The sequence below is a fragment of the Cytobacillus sp. ABV4_503 genome, from assembly GCF_056158445.1.
On sequence record NZ_JBSWTH010000001.1, the window covers coordinates 3,575,152 to 3,596,489 of the forward strand.

The 21,338-nt window shown below is 40.4% G+C and carries 23 protein-coding genes; 2 read left to right on the forward strand and 21 right to left on the reverse strand.

What is annotated here, in order from left to right:
- Window positions 1-144: 144 nt before the first annotated feature.
- The 12 genes from ACXAD1_RS18030 to ACXAD1_RS18085 all read right to left on the reverse strand — a co-directional run bounded on the left by ACXAD1_RS18030 (window position 145) and on the right by ACXAD1_RS18085 (window position 10,315).
- On the reverse strand, window positions 145-1,107 hold the full coding sequence (locus ACXAD1_RS18030) for an ROK family glucokinase (protein WP_206838723.1): 963 nt from the start codon (window positions 1,105-1,107) through the stop codon (window positions 145-147).
- 19 nt (window positions 1,108-1,126) lie between these two features.
- Window positions 1,127-1,327 carry a YqgQ family protein gene (locus ACXAD1_RS18035; RefSeq protein ID WP_206838724.1) on the reverse strand — a complete coding sequence of 67 codons (201 nt, stop codon included), beginning with the start codon at window positions 1,325-1,327 and terminating at the stop codon, window positions 1,127-1,129.
- Window positions 1,328-1,486: 159 nt separating this feature from the next.
- Window positions 1,487-2,974, reverse strand: coding sequence for a spore germination protein (locus ACXAD1_RS18040; protein WP_244671127.1), 1,488 nt, complete (start codon window positions 2,972-2,974; stop codon window positions 1,487-1,489).
- Between the two features lie 148 nt (window positions 2,975-3,122).
- Window positions 3,123-4,643, reverse strand: coding sequence for a rhomboid family intramembrane serine protease (locus ACXAD1_RS18045; protein ID WP_474910690.1), 1,521 nt, complete (start codon window positions 4,641-4,643; stop codon window positions 3,123-3,125).
- 137 nt (window positions 4,644-4,780) lie between these two features.
- Complete coding sequence (locus ACXAD1_RS18050) at window positions 4,781-4,981, reverse strand: hypothetical protein (RefSeq protein WP_053434403.1); 201 nt, start codon at window positions 4,979-4,981, stop codon at window positions 4,781-4,783.
- 93 nt (window positions 4,982-5,074) lie between these two features.
- Window positions 5,075-6,025 (reverse strand): L-lactate dehydrogenase, encoded by a 951-nt coding sequence (locus ACXAD1_RS18055; RefSeq protein ID WP_474910691.1) that lies wholly within the window; start codon window positions 6,023-6,025, stop codon window positions 5,075-5,077.
- 51 nt (window positions 6,026-6,076) lie between these two features.
- The gene (locus tag ACXAD1_RS18060) at window positions 6,077-6,865 is read right to left on the reverse strand and encodes a DUF92 domain-containing protein (protein WP_206838731.1); all 789 of its coding nucleotides are present in this window, start codon (window positions 6,863-6,865) and stop codon (window positions 6,077-6,079) included.
- On the reverse strand, window positions 6,858-7,433 hold the full coding sequence (locus tag ACXAD1_RS18065; RefSeq protein ID WP_206839297.1) for a 5-formyltetrahydrofolate cyclo-ligase: 576 nt from the start codon (window positions 7,431-7,433) through the stop codon (window positions 6,858-6,860). The genes ACXAD1_RS18060 and ACXAD1_RS18065 overlap by 8 nt, the downstream gene beginning before the upstream one ends.
- 116 nt (window positions 7,434-7,549) lie before the next feature.
- Window positions 7,550-7,699: a 50S ribosomal protein L33 gene (gene rpmG, locus ACXAD1_RS18070; protein ID WP_009332954.1), complete on the reverse strand. Its 150-nt coding sequence runs from the start codon at window positions 7,697-7,699 to the stop codon at window positions 7,550-7,552.
- A 77-nt stretch (window positions 7,700-7,776) separates the two neighbouring features.
- Window positions 7,777-8,418 (reverse strand): hypothetical protein, encoded by a 642-nt coding sequence (locus tag ACXAD1_RS18075; protein WP_474910692.1) that lies wholly within the window; start codon window positions 8,416-8,418, stop codon window positions 7,777-7,779.
- A 27-nt stretch (window positions 8,419-8,445) separates the two neighbouring features.
- Window positions 8,446-9,621 (reverse strand): glycosyltransferase family 4 protein, encoded by a 1,176-nt coding sequence (locus ACXAD1_RS18080; protein ID WP_474911330.1) that lies wholly within the window; start codon window positions 9,619-9,621, stop codon window positions 8,446-8,448.
- Between the two features lie 55 nt (window positions 9,622-9,676).
- A complete protein-coding gene (locus tag ACXAD1_RS18085; protein ID WP_474910693.1) occupies window positions 9,677-10,315 on the reverse strand; it encodes a DUF4912 domain-containing protein in 639 nt (212 codons plus the stop codon).
- Between the two features lie 316 nt (window positions 10,316-10,631).
- Here ACXAD1_RS18085 and ACXAD1_RS18090 point away from each other — a divergent pair, with 316 nt between their 5' ends.
- Entirely contained in the window at window positions 10,632-11,033 is a 402-nt protein-coding gene (locus tag ACXAD1_RS18090; protein ID WP_474910694.1) for a hypothetical protein, read from the forward strand.
- Complete coding sequence (locus tag ACXAD1_RS18095) at window positions 11,026-11,514, forward strand: hypothetical protein (protein WP_474910695.1); 489 nt, start codon at window positions 11,026-11,028, stop codon at window positions 11,512-11,514. The genes ACXAD1_RS18090 and ACXAD1_RS18095 overlap by 8 nt, the downstream gene beginning before the upstream one ends.
- A 67-nt stretch (window positions 11,515-11,581) precedes the next feature.
- Here the strand turns inward: ACXAD1_RS18095 and phoU are convergent, their stop codons facing one another.
- The 9 genes from phoU to ACXAD1_RS18140 form a co-directional block, all read right to left on the reverse strand.
- On the reverse strand, window positions 11,582-12,241 hold the full coding sequence (phoU, locus tag ACXAD1_RS18100) for a phosphate signaling complex protein PhoU (RefSeq protein ID WP_206839299.1): 660 nt from the start codon (window positions 12,239-12,241) through the stop codon (window positions 11,582-11,584).
- Between the two features lie 64 nt (window positions 12,242-12,305).
- Window positions 12,306-13,133, reverse strand: coding sequence for a phosphate ABC transporter ATP-binding protein PstB (pstB, locus tag ACXAD1_RS18105; RefSeq protein WP_206838739.1), 828 nt, complete (start codon window positions 13,131-13,133; stop codon window positions 12,306-12,308).
- An 18-nt stretch (window positions 13,134-13,151) separates the two neighbouring features.
- Window positions 13,152-14,036, reverse strand: coding sequence for a phosphate ABC transporter permease PstA (gene pstA / locus ACXAD1_RS18110; protein WP_206838741.1), 885 nt, complete (start codon window positions 14,034-14,036; stop codon window positions 13,152-13,154).
- A gap of 1 nt (window position 14,037) precedes the next feature.
- Window positions 14,038-15,012 (reverse strand): phosphate ABC transporter permease subunit PstC, encoded by a 975-nt coding sequence (pstC, locus tag ACXAD1_RS18115; protein ID WP_474910696.1) that lies wholly within the window; start codon window positions 15,010-15,012, stop codon window positions 14,038-14,040.
- Window positions 15,013-15,128: 116 nt separating this feature from the next.
- Window positions 15,129-16,097 (reverse strand): PstS family phosphate ABC transporter substrate-binding protein, encoded by a 969-nt coding sequence (locus ACXAD1_RS18120; RefSeq protein WP_206838745.1) that lies wholly within the window; start codon window positions 16,095-16,097, stop codon window positions 15,129-15,131.
- 240 nt (window positions 16,098-16,337) lie between these two features.
- Entirely contained in the window at window positions 16,338-18,521 is a 2,184-nt protein-coding gene (locus ACXAD1_RS18125; protein WP_474910697.1) for a peptidoglycan D,D-transpeptidase FtsI family protein, read from the reverse strand.
- A gap of 132 nt (window positions 18,522-18,653) precedes the next feature.
- Window positions 18,654-19,871: an MFS transporter gene (locus tag ACXAD1_RS18130; protein ID WP_206838748.1), complete on the reverse strand. Its 1,218-nt coding sequence runs from the start codon at window positions 19,869-19,871 to the stop codon at window positions 18,654-18,656.
- 139 nt (window positions 19,872-20,010) lie between these two features.
- On the reverse strand, window positions 20,011-20,619 hold the full coding sequence (locus tag ACXAD1_RS18135) for a superoxide dismutase (protein WP_206838750.1): 609 nt from the start codon (window positions 20,617-20,619) through the stop codon (window positions 20,011-20,013).
- A 208-nt stretch (window positions 20,620-20,827) separates the two neighbouring features.
- Complete coding sequence (locus ACXAD1_RS18140; RefSeq protein WP_206838752.1) at window positions 20,828-21,310, reverse strand: DUF456 domain-containing protein; 483 nt, start codon at window positions 21,308-21,310, stop codon at window positions 20,828-20,830.
- Window positions 21,311-21,338 lie beyond the last annotated feature (28 nt).

Genomic DNA, 21,338 nt, shown 5'->3' on the forward strand with positions numbered 1-21,338 from the left:
TATGAAAAAAAGAAAAAAAAATGACTGTTTACCTGTGTAAATTTGAATTGCAGATATGAAAAAGGATTCCGCAGTGTCTAAAGACTCTCACTGTTTTGAGCAATGAAAAAAGCACCTGCAAGCAATCAGGTACTTTTACTCAATTTATTTATTTTTAGCAAGCCAGGCTGCTCCAATTACGCCGGCATCATTGCCCAAAGTCGCAATATCAATGACTGTAGAATCCCTCACTCCTGGAAACGCAAATTTAACGAAGTTTTCAATAACAGGCTTCAGCAGGACATCCCCTGCTTTAGATACTCCTCCGCCTAATACTATTTTTTCCGGATTTAAGGTATTTGCAATATTTGCCAATGCCAATCCAAGGTGCATAGCTGTTTCATTGACAACCAGAAGAGATGCTTCATCCCCATTCCTTGCCGAATCAAAAACATCTTTTGCGGTGATTAACCCATTTTCCTTATACAAATTGGAAAGAACCCCTTCTCCACCCGATTTTAGGTTTTCAAGAGCCTGCCGGACAATGCCTGTAGCTGATGCTATTGTTTCAAGGCAGCCCGTTTTTCCGCAATTGCATTGAGCTCCGTCAAAAGGAACGGAAGTAATGTGGCCAATTTCACCTGCAGCTCCGCTGACTCCCTGCACAATATCTCCGTTGGCTATTACGCCGCCGCCGACACCTGTGCCAAGTGTTACACATACAAGATCTTTAGCGCCATTTCCGGCTCCCTTCCACATTTCGCCCAGAGCCGCGCAGTTAGCATCATTATCAATGATGACTGGAAGGGATGTTTCCACTTCAAGCAAATCCTTCAGAGGGTAATTATCTTTCCATCCTAAATTAACAGTGTTATATACAACACCTGTTGCCAGATTTACAGGACCTGGAGCCCCCATGCCAATGGCGATGATTTTATCCTTGCTTAAATCCAGTTCCTCCAATTTAAGATCGATGGCTTTAGCTATATTTATCGTAATATTTTTTCCTTCTTCACTATTGTCAGTGGGAATTTCCCATTTATGAATGATTTCCCCATAGTAGTTGATAAAAGCAAGTTTTGTAGTTGTTCCGCCTAAATCTACCCCAACCAGCCATTTTTCTGCCAAACTCCATCACCTTTTCTGTCTATTTTTTCTCTTTAAGATTCTGAATTTCAGTCCGTAAAATCAAGATGCTGCTCTGGTAATCTTTCACATCAATAAGCTGAGAATCATATAGCTCTTTTAATTCTGCAGCCATAAGCTCCAAATCAGCTTCACGATCCCCTATGTAGATGATTGTCCCATATTTCTTAAGAAATTGCTGTATATCATAAATGGTTTTCATTCTGTACCTCTGCCCTATCGATAAGTTTATACCTCAATAAAGTATAATCTAAATTTCCAACCTTCTCAAGATGGACAAGCTCCCGCAAATAAATAAGATTCCTGGGCTAATCTAAAAAACCCCTTCCCGGCACAGCAGCCAGTGAGGGATTTTTTAGATTTAGCGATCTGGATCTTTTGGATGCAGAAAACGCGGCCGCCTGTTCTTCAATGGTATTGGCGATCTGAGCAATACATCCCTGAATGCTCTCAAATTGAAAGGGATGAATGGCCACAGGTATGGCACTCCAAAAGACTTCATTCTTGCCAGCATGATTATCAGCAGCATGATGCCAGCTACATATCCATAAGTATGGAAAATACTTGTTGCAATCAGCAAGGCGATTCTTATCAGCCTGTTGGCCAGGCTCATTTCATAGCTTGGTGTTGAAAATGTTCCAATTGCTGCTATTGCTAAATAAAGAATTACTTCATTAATGAACAATCCAACTTCAACAGCTACCTGTCCAATCATCAGTGCAGCTACCAGTCCGAGTGCAGTGGCCAGCGCGGATGGGGTATGGATCGCGGCCATCCTCAGCATATCCAAACCGAGCTCTATCATAAGGAACTGAATGACTAATGGCAGCTGTCCTGTTTCATTCGGCCCGATATATGATAATGCATCAGGCAGCAGCTGTGGCTGTATTGCAAATAAGTACCATAAAGGCAAAAGAAAAATGGAGGCCCAGACAGCCAAAAATCGGACAAATCGCAAATATGCACCTACAAGGGGCTTATTACGGTATTCCTCAGCATGCTGCAGGTGATGCCAGAAGGTTGTCGGTGTTATGATCACACTGGGCGAACCATCGACGATAATGCATACATGCCCTTCATAAAGATGGGTTGCTGCTGTATCAGGCCTTTCGGTATACCTTACCATCGGGTAGGGATTCCAATGCCGGCCGGAAATGAATTCCTCTATTGATTTTTCGGCCATTGGCAATCCATCAGTGTCAATCTTAGAAATTGATTCCTTTATTTTTTTAACCATTTCAGGATCGGCAATGTCTTCAATATAACTGACAACAATATCTGTTTTAGAACGTCTTCCCACTTGCATATATTCCATGCGAAGTGTCCGGTCTCTTATTCTTCTCCTCGTTAAAGCAGTATTAAAAACAAGTGTTTCTACAAACCCATCCCTTGAACCGCGGACAACACGTTCGATATCAGGCTCCTGCGGGCCTCTTACCGGATATGTACGGGCATCAATGAGAATCACTTCATCGACACCATCCACAACTAAAGCAGTCGGACCAGCCAGCACCATATCCACAACTTTATCCAGATCATCAGTGGTTTCAACCTCTACGTAGGGTATATACGTTTTTATTAACCGGGAAAGTGTATCCCCTTCCAGCTGGCCTGCATCCAATCCAGCAAGCATTTTCATCAGATAGTGCAATATATCGTCTTTTACAAAGCCATCTACAAGATATAGAGCCATTTCCCTTTCTGCATATTCAACATCCAGCTGAATCACATCAAAGCTTTTTTCAACTCCAAGTGCTTCTTTAAGATATTCTATATTTTCTTTCAGTGAAACCTTTACAGGCTCTTTTCTGACTTTCTCCAAAATCCCCACCTCAGCATTCTGTTCCATTCTTTTCCTTGCATACTATTCAACATCATAGACATGCAAAAAAAAAATCATACCAATGATTGGCATGATTCAATGAAAATCCGCAGGAAATGAAGATTATATTTCCCAGGAAGTAAGCTGAAAATTCAGTATAATACCAGCTGTCTTTCTATTCTATTTGGTTTAAAAGCTTTTGATATTCTTCCTGATCCGGTTTAAGACCAGCTGCTTTTTGAGCATGATATCTTGCTTTTTCCGGGTCTTCTTCATCTAAATAGATCAGTGCAAGATTGTAATGTGCTTCGTGGAAAGCAGCTTCTTCCTTTACTACGTGGAGAAGATGATCTTTCGCATCTTCCAGTTGTCCCACCTTTATTTCCGCATATGATAACAGAAAATAAGCCTCTGGTGAGGCATTCCCTTCATTAACAAAATCAGCAAGCATTGATCGAGCCTTTTCAAACTCTTCAGCATTAATATGCTCCTGGGCCATCACCATTGCAGTCTGTTCATTTAAAAGCCTTCCTGGTTCATTGAAACCATATTTCAACAATCCAGCAGCCAGACAGAGTGATGCTGCTAAAAACAGGAACTGAAGCAATGGCCGCTTCTTCCTGGGAAAATGCACAATTCCAGTAGCAAGAAATCCGCCAATCAGCCCGCCGATATGGCCAGCGTTATCAATCCCCGGAATGGTAAATCCAAATGCAAGGTTTATGCCCAATACCACAAGTATATTAAATCCCATTGTCCGGAAGAAAAGACTAGGATAAATGAGCCCAAAATATAAAAGTGCTCCGAAACAGCCAAAAATAGCTCCGCTTGCTCCAGCTGAAAGGGTAGGGCTAAAAATGAAACTGGCTAAAGTTCCGCCAAAACCAGCAGCCAAATAAATAACTAGGAACCTTAGATTTCCATACACGCGTTCCACTGCCGAACCAAGATAAAATAAGGCAAGTGTATTCATTAATAAATGGAGCAGTCCGATATGAAGAACAATCGGGGTCAAAAACCTCCACCATTCCCCATCAAGAATTAATGGGTTAAATTTAGCTCCATACTTAATTAATGTCGATGTATCTGTGCTCCCGCCCATTGCTTCCAAAACTAAAAAAACAGCAACTTGAATAAAAATGAATATATACGTAAAAAATGGCTTCCCAAAATTAAACATTTCCTTTTCTTTCTTTGCTGTTTTCACAGCTTTAGAAAGAGCAGCATGCTTCAGAGCTTCAACATCCATTTCCGCATAATTTCCGGACAGTAGGGTTAATGGCTTTTCGAAAATGGCCTCAACCTCACTTAGGCTATCCGGTTTGCCGGACTCAATGATTAGGGTTTGGACAGAGGCTTTCGCATTTTCAGGCATGAAGGGTTCTGTAATGCGGAATTCATAGTCATCGACAGGCAGGTACTTTGTGACATAGATATTTAATACTGGCAGCTCCCTTTTACCAAGCTGCTTCCTGACAGATTCTGCTTTTTGGGAAGTAACTTCGATATCCCGCTGCATCCAATTGCTCCAGTCAAGATTATATTTTAGGAGCCTGATTGCCTTTATCGTTTTATGCTCCATCTTTTCTAGCCATAATTCATCCTGATCTCCAGATAGCTGAATCATTCTGTACCCCTGATCAGATATGAAATAATCCGCAAGTTTCCAAAATAAATAATCCTCTTGAACGGCCAATTCTTCCCCCACTCTCTATACGTTTCAATGATTACAATACTTTATTTAACTATAGGCAAAAAAGAAACCTTTTGTAAAAGAAAAAGCACCTGAATATTTATCCAAAATAAAAAGACCATTACGGTCTTTTTACTTCTTTATTGCCGCCCTTCCGAGGGCCCAGAAGAGAAAACAGAGCTCATCATCCTGTCGCGGACAAGCGGAAAACTCATTACTGAAGTGACTAGCAGTTTCCGCAAAAAGACATTCCCAAAAATAACATTAATCAATCGATAACGGTTATGATAGGCAAAATAAGTGCCAAGACCTATCATAAATATGGATAGTAATCGAGACATTAAAAATCCCTCCTCTTCCTTATTGTGAGAAGAGGAAATAATTTTTATCCATGCTTCATAACAAAATAAAATTCGCCTCCCAATGCAAGCTGGCTAATCCTTCCTTATTGGTTCCAGCGTTTTCTTGAGAACATTTACTGATTGGGTAAACTGATCCTTTTCTTCGCTGTTTAAGTCAAGTTCAACAATGGCGCGAATGCCATTTCTATTGACTATAGCAGGTACCCCAATGTAAACATCATCATGGCCATACTCTCCATCTAAGTAAGCTGACACCGTAAGGACCGAATTTTCGTTCTGAAGGATTGCTTTCGTCAGCCTGACCAGACCCATGGCTATTCCATAATAAGTGGCCCCTTTTCGCTCAATAATCTGATAAGCCGCATCTCTGACATTAAGGAATATCGACTTAAGATCGTCCTTCCTAAAATTCTCTTCTTTTCCTATCCAGTCATCAATGTTTTTCCCTGCAATATCAGCATGGCTCCATACAGGCAATTCAGTATCTCCGTGTTCACCTATAATATATGCATGAACATTACGAGTATCGACTTTGAAATACTCTCCGAGCAGAAACCTGAATCTGGCCGTATCCAGTATCGTTCCGGATCCAATTACTCTTTCTTTTGGCAGTCCGGAGAATTTCCAGACTGCATAGGTCAGAATATCTACTGGATTTGTCGCAACCAGGAAAATGCCATCAAAACCGCTGTCCATGACATGATTCACAATGCCTTTAAAGATTTTCGCATTTTTTTCCACAAGATCCAAACGTGTCTCCCCAGGCTTTTGATTAGCTCCAGCAGTTATGACAACCAAATCAGCCTCTTTGCAATCTGAATAACCTCCAAACCAGATCGATGTTGGCGAAGGGGCAAATGGCATGCCATGATTTAAGTCCATAGCATCTCCTTCAGATTTATCCTTATTTAAATCGATTAGAACCAATTCCTCTGTAACACCCTGATTTAATAGTGCAAAGGCATAGCTTGAGCCTACAAAGCCAGTTCCAATCATCACGACTCTGTTCACCCGAATTTTCATAACAACTCTCCTTTTCACTTTAAGGTAAGGAACAGCAGCAGCTCAGTCCGTCTATATCAATAGAATAAATAGAAGCAATCCCAACGAGGCTGAAGCTAAACCTGAACAAAAATTAACAAAGTCATTATCTGCAAAACGCCTTCCTTTTACCAATAAGGCCGGCTGTCCGCAATGTTCGGTTTTTTCAACATTTTCATTGCACACCAGGCACTTGTATTCAGCCTGAAAAAAAGCCCCCAATATGGAATCAATCAGATTTCCCGCAAATCCAAAGATCCCAATCAGCATAACCTCATAAAGTGAAACGCTGAACAGCATAAATGAAAGAAGTGCAATAGCAAAAGAACCTGACAAAGCTGCAATTGTGCCCAGAATGCTGACAGCACCTGAAGTTCCCGTCTCTACTGGCTTCCAGGTCCTCAACGAAATGGGGGATTTTTGACTTAATGAACCAATTTCTGATGCCCAGGTGTCCGAATTCGCTGCAGCCAGGCCAATTAGAAATGCTATTAGCCAAACCGGTGATGGATTCAGGAGATAGAGTATGCTGGAAATAGCTGCTATTCCTCCATTTGCTGCCACCTGCTGCCAATCCCTCCTTGACCCTTTTGCATGCTTATTTTCGAATGTCTCTTTTCTATGGCTTTTAAATTTTGACCAAAAGCTTGAGCTCGCAAAGAAGAACCCCAGTACAAGGAGACCGTAAAAACCAAATCCCCATCCTGTTGCCGCACCTACAATGAATGCGGCTATACTGCCTGAAAAGGTCAGTAATCGGAAATAATATCCAGCTAGAGCTGTGATCAATATAAAAATAATAATTACAATAGATTCAAGCATTGCCGGATGCCCAAACCTGCTGATCGGTAATAATCATTTCCACCGGCTTGTCATGGTTTTCCACTGGAAAGCCGTTTAAAATCTGCAGTTCAAAAGCCAGTGAGACGGTTCTTCCTTTATAGTGCTCGAGAAAACGATCATAATAGCCTCCCCCAAACCCCAGGCGAAAGCCGTTTTTCATGTATGCGAGCCCGGGAACAATTAAGGTTTCGATTTCCTCACTGCGAACTTCATCTGTCTTTTCTGGACTTGGTTCCCATAATCCATAGTACACAGACTCCAATTCCCTGAAGCTTTTCAGTTCACGGAACACCATTTGCTTTGTGTGGGGAATGCATTTCGGGACAGCAACCCTTTTTCCATCTTCCCATGCTTTTCTGATAATCTGCCACGTATCCGCTTCAGGCGGCTTTGAAACCGTTATTCCTATCGTTTTAGCTTGAAGCCATAAAGGACTGCTATAAAGGCTGCGGGCAATTTCATAGGATAGCTGTTCAAACTCAGGCTTGCTCAATTCCTTCATTCTATTCAGCATTTGCTTTCTAAGCGCCTTTTTATCCATTTCCATATCATACCCTCCAACAGAAGATGACATATGCAAATCCCCTCAATAATTTATCCAAAAAAGGGTAGTATACCCATAAAAAAAGTCAACAAAAAAAGCAGTAGGAATGATCCTACCGCTTATTTTGTTTCACGATGTGTAGTCGAACGCTTATCTCTTGGGCAATATTTTTTAAGCTCAAGACGATCTGGATTATTTCGTTTATTTTTTTTAGAAATATAGTTACGATCTCCACATTCTGTGCAAGCTAACGTAATGTTTACACGCATGTAATTTCCCTCCAAACTATGTTCAAACTAGTTCGTTCATACGACTTTTCTATAATATCACTTTTTAATTCGAAATGCTAGTACGTTTTTTTAAAAGTACCCTCTTTACCCCTGCCTATTAGCAGGTTGTTATACTGAAGGATTTCTGATTTGCTGTCTCCGTTAATAATCCATGATTCTCCTTCTATTGTCCCTCTGCCATTGAATGCTGCTTTAAGGGAGAAGACGCTTATGGCATTCCCCTGGACCATCGGATGATATTTTAAAGTTCCTTTCTTTCTGCAGTTCCAAATTTGGTCACTGTATACATTCCAGTATGGCTGAATCGTACACTCTTCCATTTTTTTGCCGTTTAGCTGGCCATTAACCAAAAACAGCTTGGAATCAGCCAAATGAAAGATGACATTTTCTGCGGGAGAAATGAACGAGAGATGTTCACGGGAAGAATAATCATGTCTGTGCTGCAATAAGAGCTTAATCATTCTGGGCTCGTCCACATGGTTTGTGATATAGCTTTTAAAATATGAAATTTTGGAGTGGATTTTTTCTGTCTTAATTTGAACAGAAATATTTTCATCAGGAAATATCTCTTTACTGCCATTCTCCATCCAGTAAGTCTTCCCGTCTATCCATAAACCCGGAATCATTTTCAATTTCCCGATCGGCGCTTTCTCCATTTCTTCATAAACATCAGATTGAATCCAATTTAATGTATTCATCTTCATGCACCTTTTTCTATAATTTTTTTAAACAAAGTCTTCTAGCTTTTGGCTGATTAGGGTTTCTTGGAATACTCTTTTGGTTTCCTCCGCAATGCGTCCCCAGCTGAATAGGCTTTCTGCGACCTTTTGACCTTGTCTGCCAATTGTAAGGGCTGCTTTTGGATCTTCAAGGAGAGCGGTAGCCTGCTCTGTGAAACTGCCAGGTTCTCCCGGTGTCATGAACAGTCCCGAATATCCATGTTTTATTATCCCCTTTAACCCGCCAGTGTTAGATACTATCGCCGGTTTCCCGGCAATCATTGCTTCGAGTGCAACAATGCCAAATGGCTCATAATAACTTGGAAAAACAGCGAACTCACACTTCAGAAAGAGAGCTACTCTTTGCATATCATTAATAAAACCCGGAAAATGAATTACATCGTCAACATTCAGTTCTTTCGCTTTTTTTCTATGTGCTTCAAGCATAGGCCCTTTGCCGGCTATAATGAAATAAGTATCCGGGTACTTTTCTTTTATAATAGGCGCTGCTTCGATCAAGGTATCAAACCCTTTTTCCCTGACCATCCGCCCAATAGAAAATATCAGTCTGCCGCCTTTTTTTACCTGCAGCCCCTCCAATAAAGAGTCAACGTCTTCAAGAAGGGGTTCCTTGCTGATTCCGTTTGCAATAACAGACATTTTTTCGTTTTCAATAGCAAATTGCTGGAGTACTTCTTCCTTCATATATTCACTGCAGACAATAACCTGATCTGATCCGAGTATCAGCTGCTCTTCTTTTCTATGGATAAACTTCTGCAATTCTGTGTAAATCCCATTATTCCTTCCATATTCGGTTGCATGTATAGTCGTAATTAAAGGACACTTTAAACTCTCCTTTAATGACAGGCCGCATGCACCCACAAGCCAGTCATGTGCGTGGATGAGCTCAAAGTGGTGGAAGGATGACAGTTCATTGGCTTTTTGCTCCATCGCCAAATTCAATCCTAAAATCCAATGCAAAAAGTTAGGATCTTTTTCATTAAGCGGCTTAACTCGATGTATATAGATACCGTCTTTACGTTCATTGCTGGAAAGATTTCCTGGATTAGCTGTCAGAATATGGACCTCATAATCATGTTTCAATCCTCCGGCGAGTCCATGGACATGTCTTGATAAGCCACCGACAACATGGGGGGGATATTCCCACGTAAGAAGAAGAATCTTAGGTAAGCCTTTATGGCAGCTTTTTTATTTGGCTCAGCAGGTACCGTTTCTATCATTCTTTACCTTCTCCTTCACTCATTGATTCATAATAAGTGTATGTACTCACATTCACTGTCCATTCAGCAGGCTGCTTCTCAGCATCGCCTTTTCCGGATGATTGATAAATCATTTCCTCAGAAGTATGAATTGCTTCTGAGCGCAGCAAAGGAAAGAAATGAGATTCTGTCAATTTTATGCCAAGCTCCACACAATACACTTTACTAGGTTTGAGCCCTTTGAAGATCCACTCTGATTGTTGGGACAGGATTACTTCATGATCAGAGACCGCATTTGCGCCATCAAAAATGATCCCCGTAACATCATAGATTCTTAAAGATTTTCTCATGGAAGAGACAGGCTCGTCCAAGTAAAGTGAAGCCATCTTCTCTTTATGACTAGATAATTTCCATTTTACTTTTACCTTATCAGCTCTTAAGCGTGTTAATATCAATTGATCTTTCATTTGTTTAGGAAGTGCATTTTCTTCAGCGGTTATTTTAATCCCGGCAGAGTCCACGCTTTTGCGTTTTTCTTTATTTTGGATAAGTTTGGTCCATTGGTATTGCACTTTTCCTACTGTTGTATCAAGCTCACTGGCAATTTTGCGAAATGAAAGCCCCCTGCGGCGAAGCTTAATAATTTCATCGATCATACCCGGCACCTCTTGTATTTATTTTCATAAGCCACTAAAAAAGGTATATATATGACAAAAAGCAAAATTTTATGACTATTTATATAGCTCAATGTTATCACTGATATGGATAGGCTACAATGAACGGAAATTGTCGCTTCTTGCGAATGCACATGCCTGCTTGAATAATAAATAAGAAAAAATTTTTCAAAGTTTGCCGGGATGCTTTTTCGACAGAGCTTCAGCGACAAAAAGCTATAATTTTCACCTGCTTGTGGATTACATATCGAAATTTGTCAATTTTGATGGTAAAATATTTCTGTTCAATGAATATGAGGTGACTTTTTTGGAATCAATCATGCTGGCATTATTGATGATATCTATAGGGCTATTTGTTCTTTCAGTGTTCTTGAAAGATCCTTATAAAGAGCTGCGCGAAGAAATGGACCAAATGTCCATGCAGCAGATTCAGGAAATGTATCAGATTAAAAAGAAATTAAAAGTATTGGAAGAAGAACTGCTGGTGGCTGACGACCCCTTTATTCAGCACGTTCCTGCAGAGTCTTCTGCTCATTCCTCAGTGAAAAGGGAAGTTCATGAAATTATAAAAAATCAGGTGATGCTGCTTACCAGGCAAGGATTGTCAGTTGAGCAGATTGCCAGACAATCATCACTCTCTCCTGATGAAGTAAGGACTATTCAAACAGAAATGAAATTTAGAGGTCATGGATATGAATAAAAGAAATACCCGGGCATTTGCATTTGGCATCCTTATGGCTGTCATAGCCTTCGGTATAGTCTATTTTTTCATTAAACCGAATCAGTCTGAAAATAGAAAAATAGATGAAGACAGCGCGAAAGAATTTCTTCAGGCGAACGGCTATACTGTTTTAACAGACAAAGAATATACTCTACTTCAGCAGCGGACTAAATCCGAAGATCCAGCAAATGAAAATACGAAAGAAAAAGAAGAACCTTCTGAGGAAGATACGGAGTTGGAAGAAGGCTCACAGGCTGCCTATCAGCTTACAATTGAGAGCGGCATGACACCTGGGGAAATCGCAGCACAGCTTGAGAAGGGAAATGTAGTCGATCAGGCAGCAGACTTCGGCAATTACCTTGAAGAATACGGGTACAGCAAAAAAATACAGCTGGGCACATTTGAGCTGACCCCTGACATGAGCTATAAAGAAATCGCTAAAGTCATAACAAAAAGCTAAAAGGAGCTGAATCCTTTTAGCTTTTTTCCTTCTGCGCTAGCGAGGCATGACGCTTCCGTTTTTCTTATTAATTATTCAAATCATACTGACGCCCTTTTACCAAGTAAAAAATATGTTCAGAGATATTGGTGACATGATCAGCTGCTCTTTCTAAATATCGGCAAACAAAAGACAGCTGAGTGATCTGAGGAAGGTATTCCGGTTTCTGCAGGTTGATTTGCAGCAGCTCTTTAATTGTTTCACCATAAAGGTCGTCTACCTGATCATCCATATCAGCTACTTTTTTTGCCTTTGTAATATCTTCTTCTGTGAAAGCTTCCAATGATAAGCGAAGCATTTCGGTGGAAATTTCGTACATTTCTTTTATATGCTCAATCGGCTTAATAAGTGGTTCTGACCCAATCCGTATTGTAGACTTCGCAATATTTACTCCAAAGTCTGCTATCCGTTCAATGTCTGTCGCGATTTTAATTGCCACAATGATGCGGCGAAGGTCAATTGCTACAGGCTGCTGTTTGGCAATTAACAGAATGGCTAAATCATTTATTTCTTCATATAAAAGATCTGCCTGGTTATCGTCATCAATGATTTCAAGTGCCAATTCTATATTTTGGGTTTCAAGCGCTTCAACCGATCTATGCAAGGCCTCTCCTGCAAAATTGCCAATTTCAATCAGTTTCTTTTGAAGCTCCTGCAAATCATATTCAAATCTCTCACGTACCACCATCAATGTAATCCCCCTTCATCCTAAAAGTAATAATTAAATCGTTGATACAAACCAGTAAAATAGATTAGCCGAATCGCCCAGTGATATAATCTTCAGTCCGCTTATCTGAAGGGGTAGAGAATATCTTATCTGTATCGGCAAACTCGATTACTTCACCGTTTAAGAAGAAAGCTGTTTTATCAGAAATACGGGCGGCCTGCTGCATATTATGAGTAACGATGATAATACTGAATTCTTCCTTAAGCTCCTGCACAAGCTCTTCTACCTTTAAGGTAGAGATAGGGTCAAGTGCAGATGTCGGCTCATCCATTAAGATGACATCTGGTTCAATTGCTAGACAGCGTGCAATGCAAAGGCGCTGCTGCTGCCCGCCTGATAAGCCATACGCATTCTGGTTCAGGCGATCCTTAACCTCATCCCAGATTGCCGCTCCCCTCAAACTCTTCTCAACAATCTCATCAAGGATCTTTTTATCGCGAATACCGTGAATTTTCGGGCCATATGCTACATTTTCATAAATGGACTTTGGAAATGGATTTGGCTTTTGAAAAACCATTCCCACATTCGTTCTTAAATCCTCCACTGTAAATGATTTATCAAGAATATTACGCTCCCGGTATAAGATTTCGCCGGAAATTTTTACTGAAGGCACAAGTTCAACCATGCGGTTTAGAGTTTTAATATATGTGGATTTACCGCATCCTGATGGTCCGATAATGGCCGTTACTTCATTTTCATTAATGGCTAAATTGATATTTTTTAACGCATGCCCTTCACCATACCAAAGGTTAAGATCTTTTGTATTATAAACAACTTTTTTGTTTTCTGTTGAATTTGGGTTTATGTTTTCTTTTTTTACATTTGGATTTGTTTTCTCTGTCACTACAGGCATTTTATAAAACCTCCCAGGCTAATATCTTTTTTGGAATTTATTCCGAATTAAGATGGCTATTGAGTTCATCGCGAATAAAACAATTAATAAAATAACGATTGTCGCAGCTGCCAGGTTTGCATATTCTGCTACTAGAGCAGAGTCGATTGTCCAATAATAAATCTGTACCGGCAAAATCGTAAATTTATCAAAGATTCCATCAGGAACAGGAATTAACAAAGCCGGTATACCGATAACAACCAATGGCGCTGTTTCGCCTATAGCCCGCGATAGTGCAAGAATAACCCCCGTAAGGATTCCAGGTAATGCTGCAGGAAGAACTACATTTTTAATGGTTTGCCACTTTGTCGCTCCCATACCGTAAGAGGCTTCTCTTAAAAATTGGGGAACAGCACGGATTGCTTCCTGGCTGGCAACAACAACCACTGGAAGAACCAGCAATGCCATAGTAAGACCGCCAGCAAGGACTACAGAACCCAAATCCAAAGCTCTTGCAAAAACAGTTAGTCCTAGTATACCAAAAACTACTGAAGGAACACCTGCCAAGTTGGAGATATTCGTTTTAATAAAAGAAGAAATACGTCCCTTGGCTGCGTATTCTTCAAGATAAATAGCCGTACCTACCCCAAGAATCATCGTAACGGGAGCAACAACAAGCATCAGCCATAGTGTTCCTGTTATTGCTCCCCAGATTCCGGCTCTTTCAGGATCTGTCGATAAGCGATTCATTAGAAAATCTATGTTTATCCAGCCTAATCCATCTGAAAGGACTCGATATATCAAGACGATCAATACTACAAGACCAAACAAGGTTGCCAAAAAGAAAATCGTTTTCGCCATATTATTGGCAAGGAGGCGGCTGCCCATTTTTTTATGCACTTGTTCTGAATCTACATATTTCATATTAATATTCCTCCCTGAACCTGCGAGAGATATACTGAGCAAGAAGGTTCATAATTAACGTAAACACAAACAATGTCATAGCAACAGCATAAAGACTGTAATATAATGTTGTACCTGCGGCTGCTTCCCCGCCTGTTACTTCCACAATATAAGCAGTCATTGTCTGCATGGATTGGGTAACATCAAATGTAAAGTTTTTCGAACTTCCGCTCGCAATGGTTACGATCATCGTTTCCCCGATTGCTCTAGAAATTCCTAACACAAACGAAGCAATGATACCTGAAATAGCTGCTGGTATAACCACTTTCCAGGTTACCTCAAGCTTTGTTGCCCCCAATGCAAGGGCACCTTCCCTCATAGCATTTGGCACAGAACTCATTGCATCTTCAGAAAGGGACGCTACCATTGGGATGATCATAATTCCCATTACAATCCCCGGGCTTAAAATATTCGTTGGTTCAAGGCCGGGAATAAAAGATCTTAGTAAAGGTGTTACAAATGTAAAAGCAAAAAATCCATAAACAATAGTAGGAATACCAGCCAGAATTTCAAGAAGCGGCTTTAAGGTTTTTCTTGTTTTTTCTGAAGCGTATTCACTTAAAAATATCGCTGTCATCAGTCCCACCGGAATGGCAACAAGCATGGCTATTATAGTGGAAATGATTGTTCCGGTCAGTAAAGGAAGAACACCAAAAACAGCATTGGCACCTAATGGCTTTAATTCAGTGCCTGTAAAAAAATCTATAAAAGGAACGTCTTTGAAAAAGGCGATTGTTTCCGTAATTAAAGTAAGTACAATTCCAATAGTAGTCAAAACAGAGATTGCTGCGATACCAAATAAAATTTTTGGAATTAACTTTTCAGTATAATTATTAACACTTCGAGATTTTTTCTTTTGTTGTATGATTTCACGTATATTCAACTTTTTGTCGTTATCGTGAACAGCGCTTTTTGCCAAGTGTAAAACCCCTTTCATCCCTCTCATCCATAGAAGAACTATTTAGCTTATAATACCCGCATAAAAACTTTTAACACTGCAAGAAGATGAGAAGTCTACCCTCTCATCTTCCCGTTTTCAACACTTCTTGAAACTTACTTCAATCCGTTCAAAGCATCTAGAGAAGCCTGGATATCTTCATCCGATAATGGAGCAAATCCAGTTTCTGCTGCAACATCCTGTGCATTTTCCATGGTATAGATAGCATAATCAAGCACTTGCGGCTTTTCTTTAGCCATATTTGTATTCAGGTATGTGAATACAGGGCGAGTAAATGGAGCATAGTCTCCGTCTTCTTTGATTGTGTCTAATGATGGTTCAACTGGTCCATTGCCAAAGTCTACTTTTACTGCCGACAATTTATCTTTGTTGCTGTCATAGTATCCATAGCCAAAGAATCCGATAGCGTTTTTATCTTTAGATACAAGATCCACTAAAGTTGAGTAGTCCTGCTGTAAGTTGATATTTTCAGGAAGGTCCTGTTCTTCAAGAATATTTTCAAACATAAATTCGTAAGTGCCATGGTTTTCATTTGGGCCATAAGTTTGAATTTCTTCATCCGGGAAGTCAGGGCGAACATCTGACCATTTTTTCTTTCCTGCACTGGCAAGGAAGATATCGACAACTTCTTGCTGTGTAAGCTCAGCAGCCCAGTCATTTTCTTTATTAATTACAATTGTTATACCATCTAAAGCAACCTTCATTTCCTGGACATCAATTCCAAGATCTTCTGCTTGTGCTTTTTCTTCATCTTTAATTGAGCGGGAAGCATCATTAAAGTCAGTTCCGTCTTCCGCAAGAAATTTCTTGAAGCCTGCTGAAGTTCCGGAGCGGCTAACTTCTACAGAGACATTTTCCTGTTCTCCCATATAGTTTTCAGCCATGCGTGCCATAAATGGATAAACAGTTCCAGAACCATCTATCACTACACTGCCTTCCAGCTCTTCACCAGTTTCGCCATTTCCGCTTGTACCTTCATTTGTATCTCCGCCTCCGCAAGCTGCAGTGAATGCCATTACAGCCGCCAGCATAAGTAAAAGGCTCATTTTTTTAAGACGTTTCATTCCTGAATTCCCCCTAAGAAAATTGGTTGTTTTGTCCTACGAGTATTAGAATAAGGGTTGACTGTTAACGCCGTTTTAACTGTTTGTAAAGCTTTTGTAAATGTGGACGATTCTTGTGTAATTATGTCGAATAAGAGGTATAACATGAATTTATCTTTCCATCATAGCCGGTTTGCAATTCATATAATGAGGTGAAATAAAAAAAACTGCCTCCCTAAATGGGAGACAGTTTAGCAACACTTATTCATCCTCTTCCTTGCGGGCATCTTCCTGTCCTTCAAGTACTTCATCTATATTTTCCACTTTTTGAACAGATTCTTCACTATCATTGCCCTTTTTTTGGCGTTCCTTTTTAAGATCAAAATAAGCATCCAAAACGCGTTCGCCAATTTCTTTATTGGCTCCGTGATCCACGCTTCCCTGGTAAGCCCATGGAACTAATACCGCCATTGCTACCTCAGGATTTTCAGACGGAGCATAGCTTACAAGACTTAGGTTCATGACCTCAGGCGGCTCTTTGCCAAACTTGCTGCGCTCTGGTCCATCGTAAAATGCCTCGGCAGTTCCAGTTTTCCCCGCCGGCTTATATTCCTTACTGCCAAACAAACCGTATGCTGTTCCGCCTTTTTCCTGCATGACTCTGCGGAAGCCTTCCTGGACCCGGTCCATCCAGCCATCTTCAAGCTCTACCCGATTAAGGACTTTCGGCTCCATTTCCTGCACAATAGGTCCAAGTTCATTATTTTCCATCAATGGCTCACGGATTTCCTTTACTATATGGGGCTCCATTCTGTTTCCGCCATTGGCTATGACCGAAACATATTGGGCAAGCTGCATATTGGAATAGGTATCGTACTGGCCAATCGAAAGGTCAAGCATAAAACCAGGAAGGTTGCTCATTCCCTTAAAGCCTGTTTGCTCATTTGGCAAATCAATTCCTGTCCGTACTCCAAGCCCAAATTGAGCGAAGGAATCCCTTACAGTACTAAAGGCTTGCTCATCTATCCACAATGGCTTTTCATACTCATATTTTCCGCCGCCGATATCGATAACAGTTTCAAACATATAAACATTCGAAGAGAATTTAAGCGCATTGATATCATCTAAAGGGCCAAAATTTCTCCAGGATTTTTTTACAGGTGTTCCTTTAATTTTTAGAGGCCGGTCATAAAAAACGGTCCCCGGAGTAATAGCACCTGTTTTATATCCGGTAAGAATTGTAGCACCCTTCACAGCAGAACCGACATTATAAGTAGTAGTGATATTGCCTAATGCATCGTCCTGCATGACTGATTGGCCTGTCTCTTTATCCTTTACAATCTTTTTGCCGGCCATTGAAAGAACCTCTCCGGTATGAGGATCCATCAGCACTACATATGCTCTGTCCAGTAGTGCAGTACCTGCAGATGCTTTTGCTTCACGCAATTCCTCTTCAATGATTTTCTCTACTTCCTTCTGAAGATCCATATCAATACTCAGAACAAGATCCTTTCCTCTTTGTCCATCAGTGATGGGAACAGTTTCAAGGACATTACCGGCTTTATCTGTAATATTTTTCACTTTTGCCTTTTGGCCGTGTAGCACTTCTTCGTATTGCATCTCAATATAACTTTTTCCTACACGGTCATTACGGCTGTAATCACGGGCCATATAGTATTCAAGCTGTTCGGCCGGCAGCCCTTCGTCAGAGCTTGTCACATTACCCAGCACAGATTTCAAAGTATCTCCGAAGGCATAATACCTTTCCCAGTCGGTTGTTGTATCAACACCCTGAAGAATTTGAAGATTTTCGCTGACAACCGCGAATTCCTCAGGAGTGACTTCTTTATTTTTGACAATTTGCGGTGTTAATGCATATCCGCTTGTAAACTCTCTGTAGATGGCAAGTACTTCAAGATCATCTTTTGACAATTCGTTTAATTCATCTTCTGTAATTCGATCCAATGTGAGCTGATACATGGCCTTGTCCAATTCTTTCTGATCGCCTTCGTACTTCTTTTCAAGCTCTTCTTTGTCTTTTTTAGAGATCTTTTTTTCAGCCTCTTCAGGATTTTTCATAATCCAGTAATCTTTCTTATCGCGTTCCTGAACTTTTTCGGTATCTTTGTGTATGAGCTTGGCCAGCCTTTCTGCCACCTCAAGCATTTCGTCCTGCTTGTATCCATTATTAGTAAATGTGATGGCATTTTGCGGTGTATTATCGACAATCACCTGGCCATTTCTGTCAAACATCTTTCCTCTCGGCACCGGGCTGTTGACTGTAACATCTTCCGTTCTTTCAATCTCCCGCTTATAATCGTCACCGTAAACAATCTGAACCATCCCAAGCCTTAGTATCAGCATGGAGAACAATAAAAACACAGCAAAGAAGAGCATATTCAGGCGGAAAGGAACATGGGTCTTCTTCTTTTTCTTCCTATTCAAAATTACGCACACTTCCTTTAAAAAAGTCTCATACTCCCATTCTAAAAGAAAATAGCAATAAATTCTATAAAGAACCCTTTTTCGACAGAGATATTTTTCTGGTAAAAAAAGAGAGAGGAATTCCTCTCTCTCTCACGCAGACTGAAATTGTATTTTCCTGACGAAGAAATAGATGACCGAATGCCCTGCACCTATGATTAAGAGCAGAATAGGAATGCTTTTTTCTTCATTGAAAAAAGATACCGCAGCTAAAAAACCTAAAATGGATACCATCCGTCCTGCATTTAAAAAGATCTCCCTTACTACGATATACTCAATTCTCATCTCTGCAGCCTTCCAGCCTCTGCCAATGACATCATATGTTAATGAGATATATGGCACAAGCAGGAGCGGATACGCAATAGCAATAGTGGCTGCATACATCAGCAGCTTTGGATACGTAACCTCAAAAACGATAAAGAATATAGCACCATACAGTAATAGCCCGCCTATAAGTATGGCCCTTTTCCGATACTCCTTCTTTAAAAGCCTTGATACAAGAAAATACCCCAAAAAAGATATACTTGAGTTGACCAATCCGTATGTACCAAGAGCCAGTTCACTGCCAGTTGAAATAAAAACATAAACTGATATGACAAAAATAAAAGTTCCCTCTCTAAGACCCTGAAAAAAATGGGCATTCGTAATCATTCGCCAGTTCAGACTGTTTTTTCGTTCTGCAAGGATTCTTCCAAATAAATACCTTCCGTCAGCCGGCCGCCTTTTAAGAAAAAAGCTTAAAAAGACAGCTATTGAAAAAAGTGTCAGGGAGATGCCGAAGATAACGGAATAGCCTGTGAACTTTTCCATCCTTGAAATAATGAAACCCGCTGCTATCGGTCCAATCATACCCCCAACGGATGTTAGTATTCCAAGGAACCCATTAAAGAAATCGCGATTCTCCGGCTCAGTTATTTCAAAAGTGAGTACATTGAAAGCAAGCCAGTAGAACCCATACCCGACTCCCAGCAGAGCCCCTAGAAGCAATAGAAATTTTGAGGCATTTGTTCCAATGAAAAGCACTGTCAGATAAAATAGTGCCAAAAAGATTACACCGATTCTCAGTACAATGACACGGTCAATTTTCTTCGCCCATCTTCCTGCCAGGATAAACGTTAAAGGCTGAAGAACCACAATGGCCAGGTTATATAAAGCAAGATCGCTGAACTCACCAGACTGCTTCCAGAGATAAATATTTACAAATGTGTTGGAAAGGGCAGCACTTAAAGAATAAAGCCCCCCTATAAATAAAAGCAATGTTAAATCTTTCGTTAAATCGACATCACCGATCAGTTTTTTAAATCTGCTCATAAAAAAACTCCCCTTTGGTTCTAAGGGTAGTCTCCTACAAAGCAAGTGCGGTTATGCAATGATTTAGAAATTAACAGAATAGCTCTTTATTCCTAAAAAAAAAGCACGGCAGATGTAAACCGCCGTGCTTTTTGATTTATTATTTTGCTGCGCTGTAACGCTTAGAAACTTCATCCCAATTAACAACATTCCAGAAAGAATTGATGTATTCAGGACGGCGGTTTTGATATTTTAAGTAGTAAGCATGCTCCCAAACATCAAGGCCAAGGATTGGAGTCTTTCCTTCCATTAATGGAGAATCCTGGTTAGGAGTGCTTGTTACTTCCAATTCGCCATTGCTTACTGCCAGCCAAGCCCAGCCAGATCCGAAGCGAGTTGTAGCTGCTTTTGCAAATTCTTCTTTGAAGCTGTCATAGCTTCCGAATTTGCTGCTGATAGCGTCTGCTAATTCACCTGTAGGCTCGCCACCGCCATTTGGAGAAATGATCTGCCAGAAAAGAGAATGGTTTGCATGGCCGCCGCCGTTGTTGCGTACCGCAGTGCGAACAGCTTCAGGTACGGCATCCAGGTTAGAAACAACTTCTTCAACTGTTTTAGAAAGAAGCTCTTCGTTTCCTTCTAAAGCATTGTTCAGGTTTGTTACATAAGTATTGTGATGCTTTGTATGATGAATATTCATCGTTTCTTTGTCGATGTTTGGCTCCAATGCATCATAAGCGTAAGGTAATTGCGGTAATTCGAATGCCATAATAAAATTCCTCCCTATGTATCTGTTTTAGTAAGCCCCTGAAACGCTCCAATCATTTATAAAATTCTGATTTTAGAATGTTTCTAAGGTCTTTAGTTTAAGATTACCAAAGTTGGTTTTTTGTTTCAAACAAAATGCTTTGCTACATATTTACAATATCCTATCTAATTTTTATTATTCCATTAAATTCAAACCTTTCAGCAGGTCCTCAAAGGACCACAAATAGAAAATAAATAATCATTATCCCTTGAATTACAGCTTTTGCTGCTGCACTGCTGACAAAGCCGATTACCGATCCGAAACCGATCTTCACTGCATCATTGAAGCTGGTCTTATTTACTGCGAGTTCCGCAATGACAGCACCCAAAAAAGGCCCGATTAATATTCCCAATACAGGGATGACAAATGGACCTGCCAGCAGGCCGATTGTGCTTCCCCAGACACCGGCTTTTGATCCGCCAAACTTTTTTACCCCAATCATATTTGCTAGGTAGTCAGCACCAAATAGCAGCAGGACAAATAGCACCTGAATTGTCCAGAAAAGCCAGTTAAAAGGTTCGAAAGAAAATAGAATTCCATACAGGATAAAACCGCCCAGCAAAAACAGAACACTTGGAATAATCGGAAATACAAGGCCCGCAAAAGCAATAATAAATAACAGAATGATCAGCGTCCAATAAATTATCTCCATGATCAGCACCCTTTCCAGAAAAGCGCAA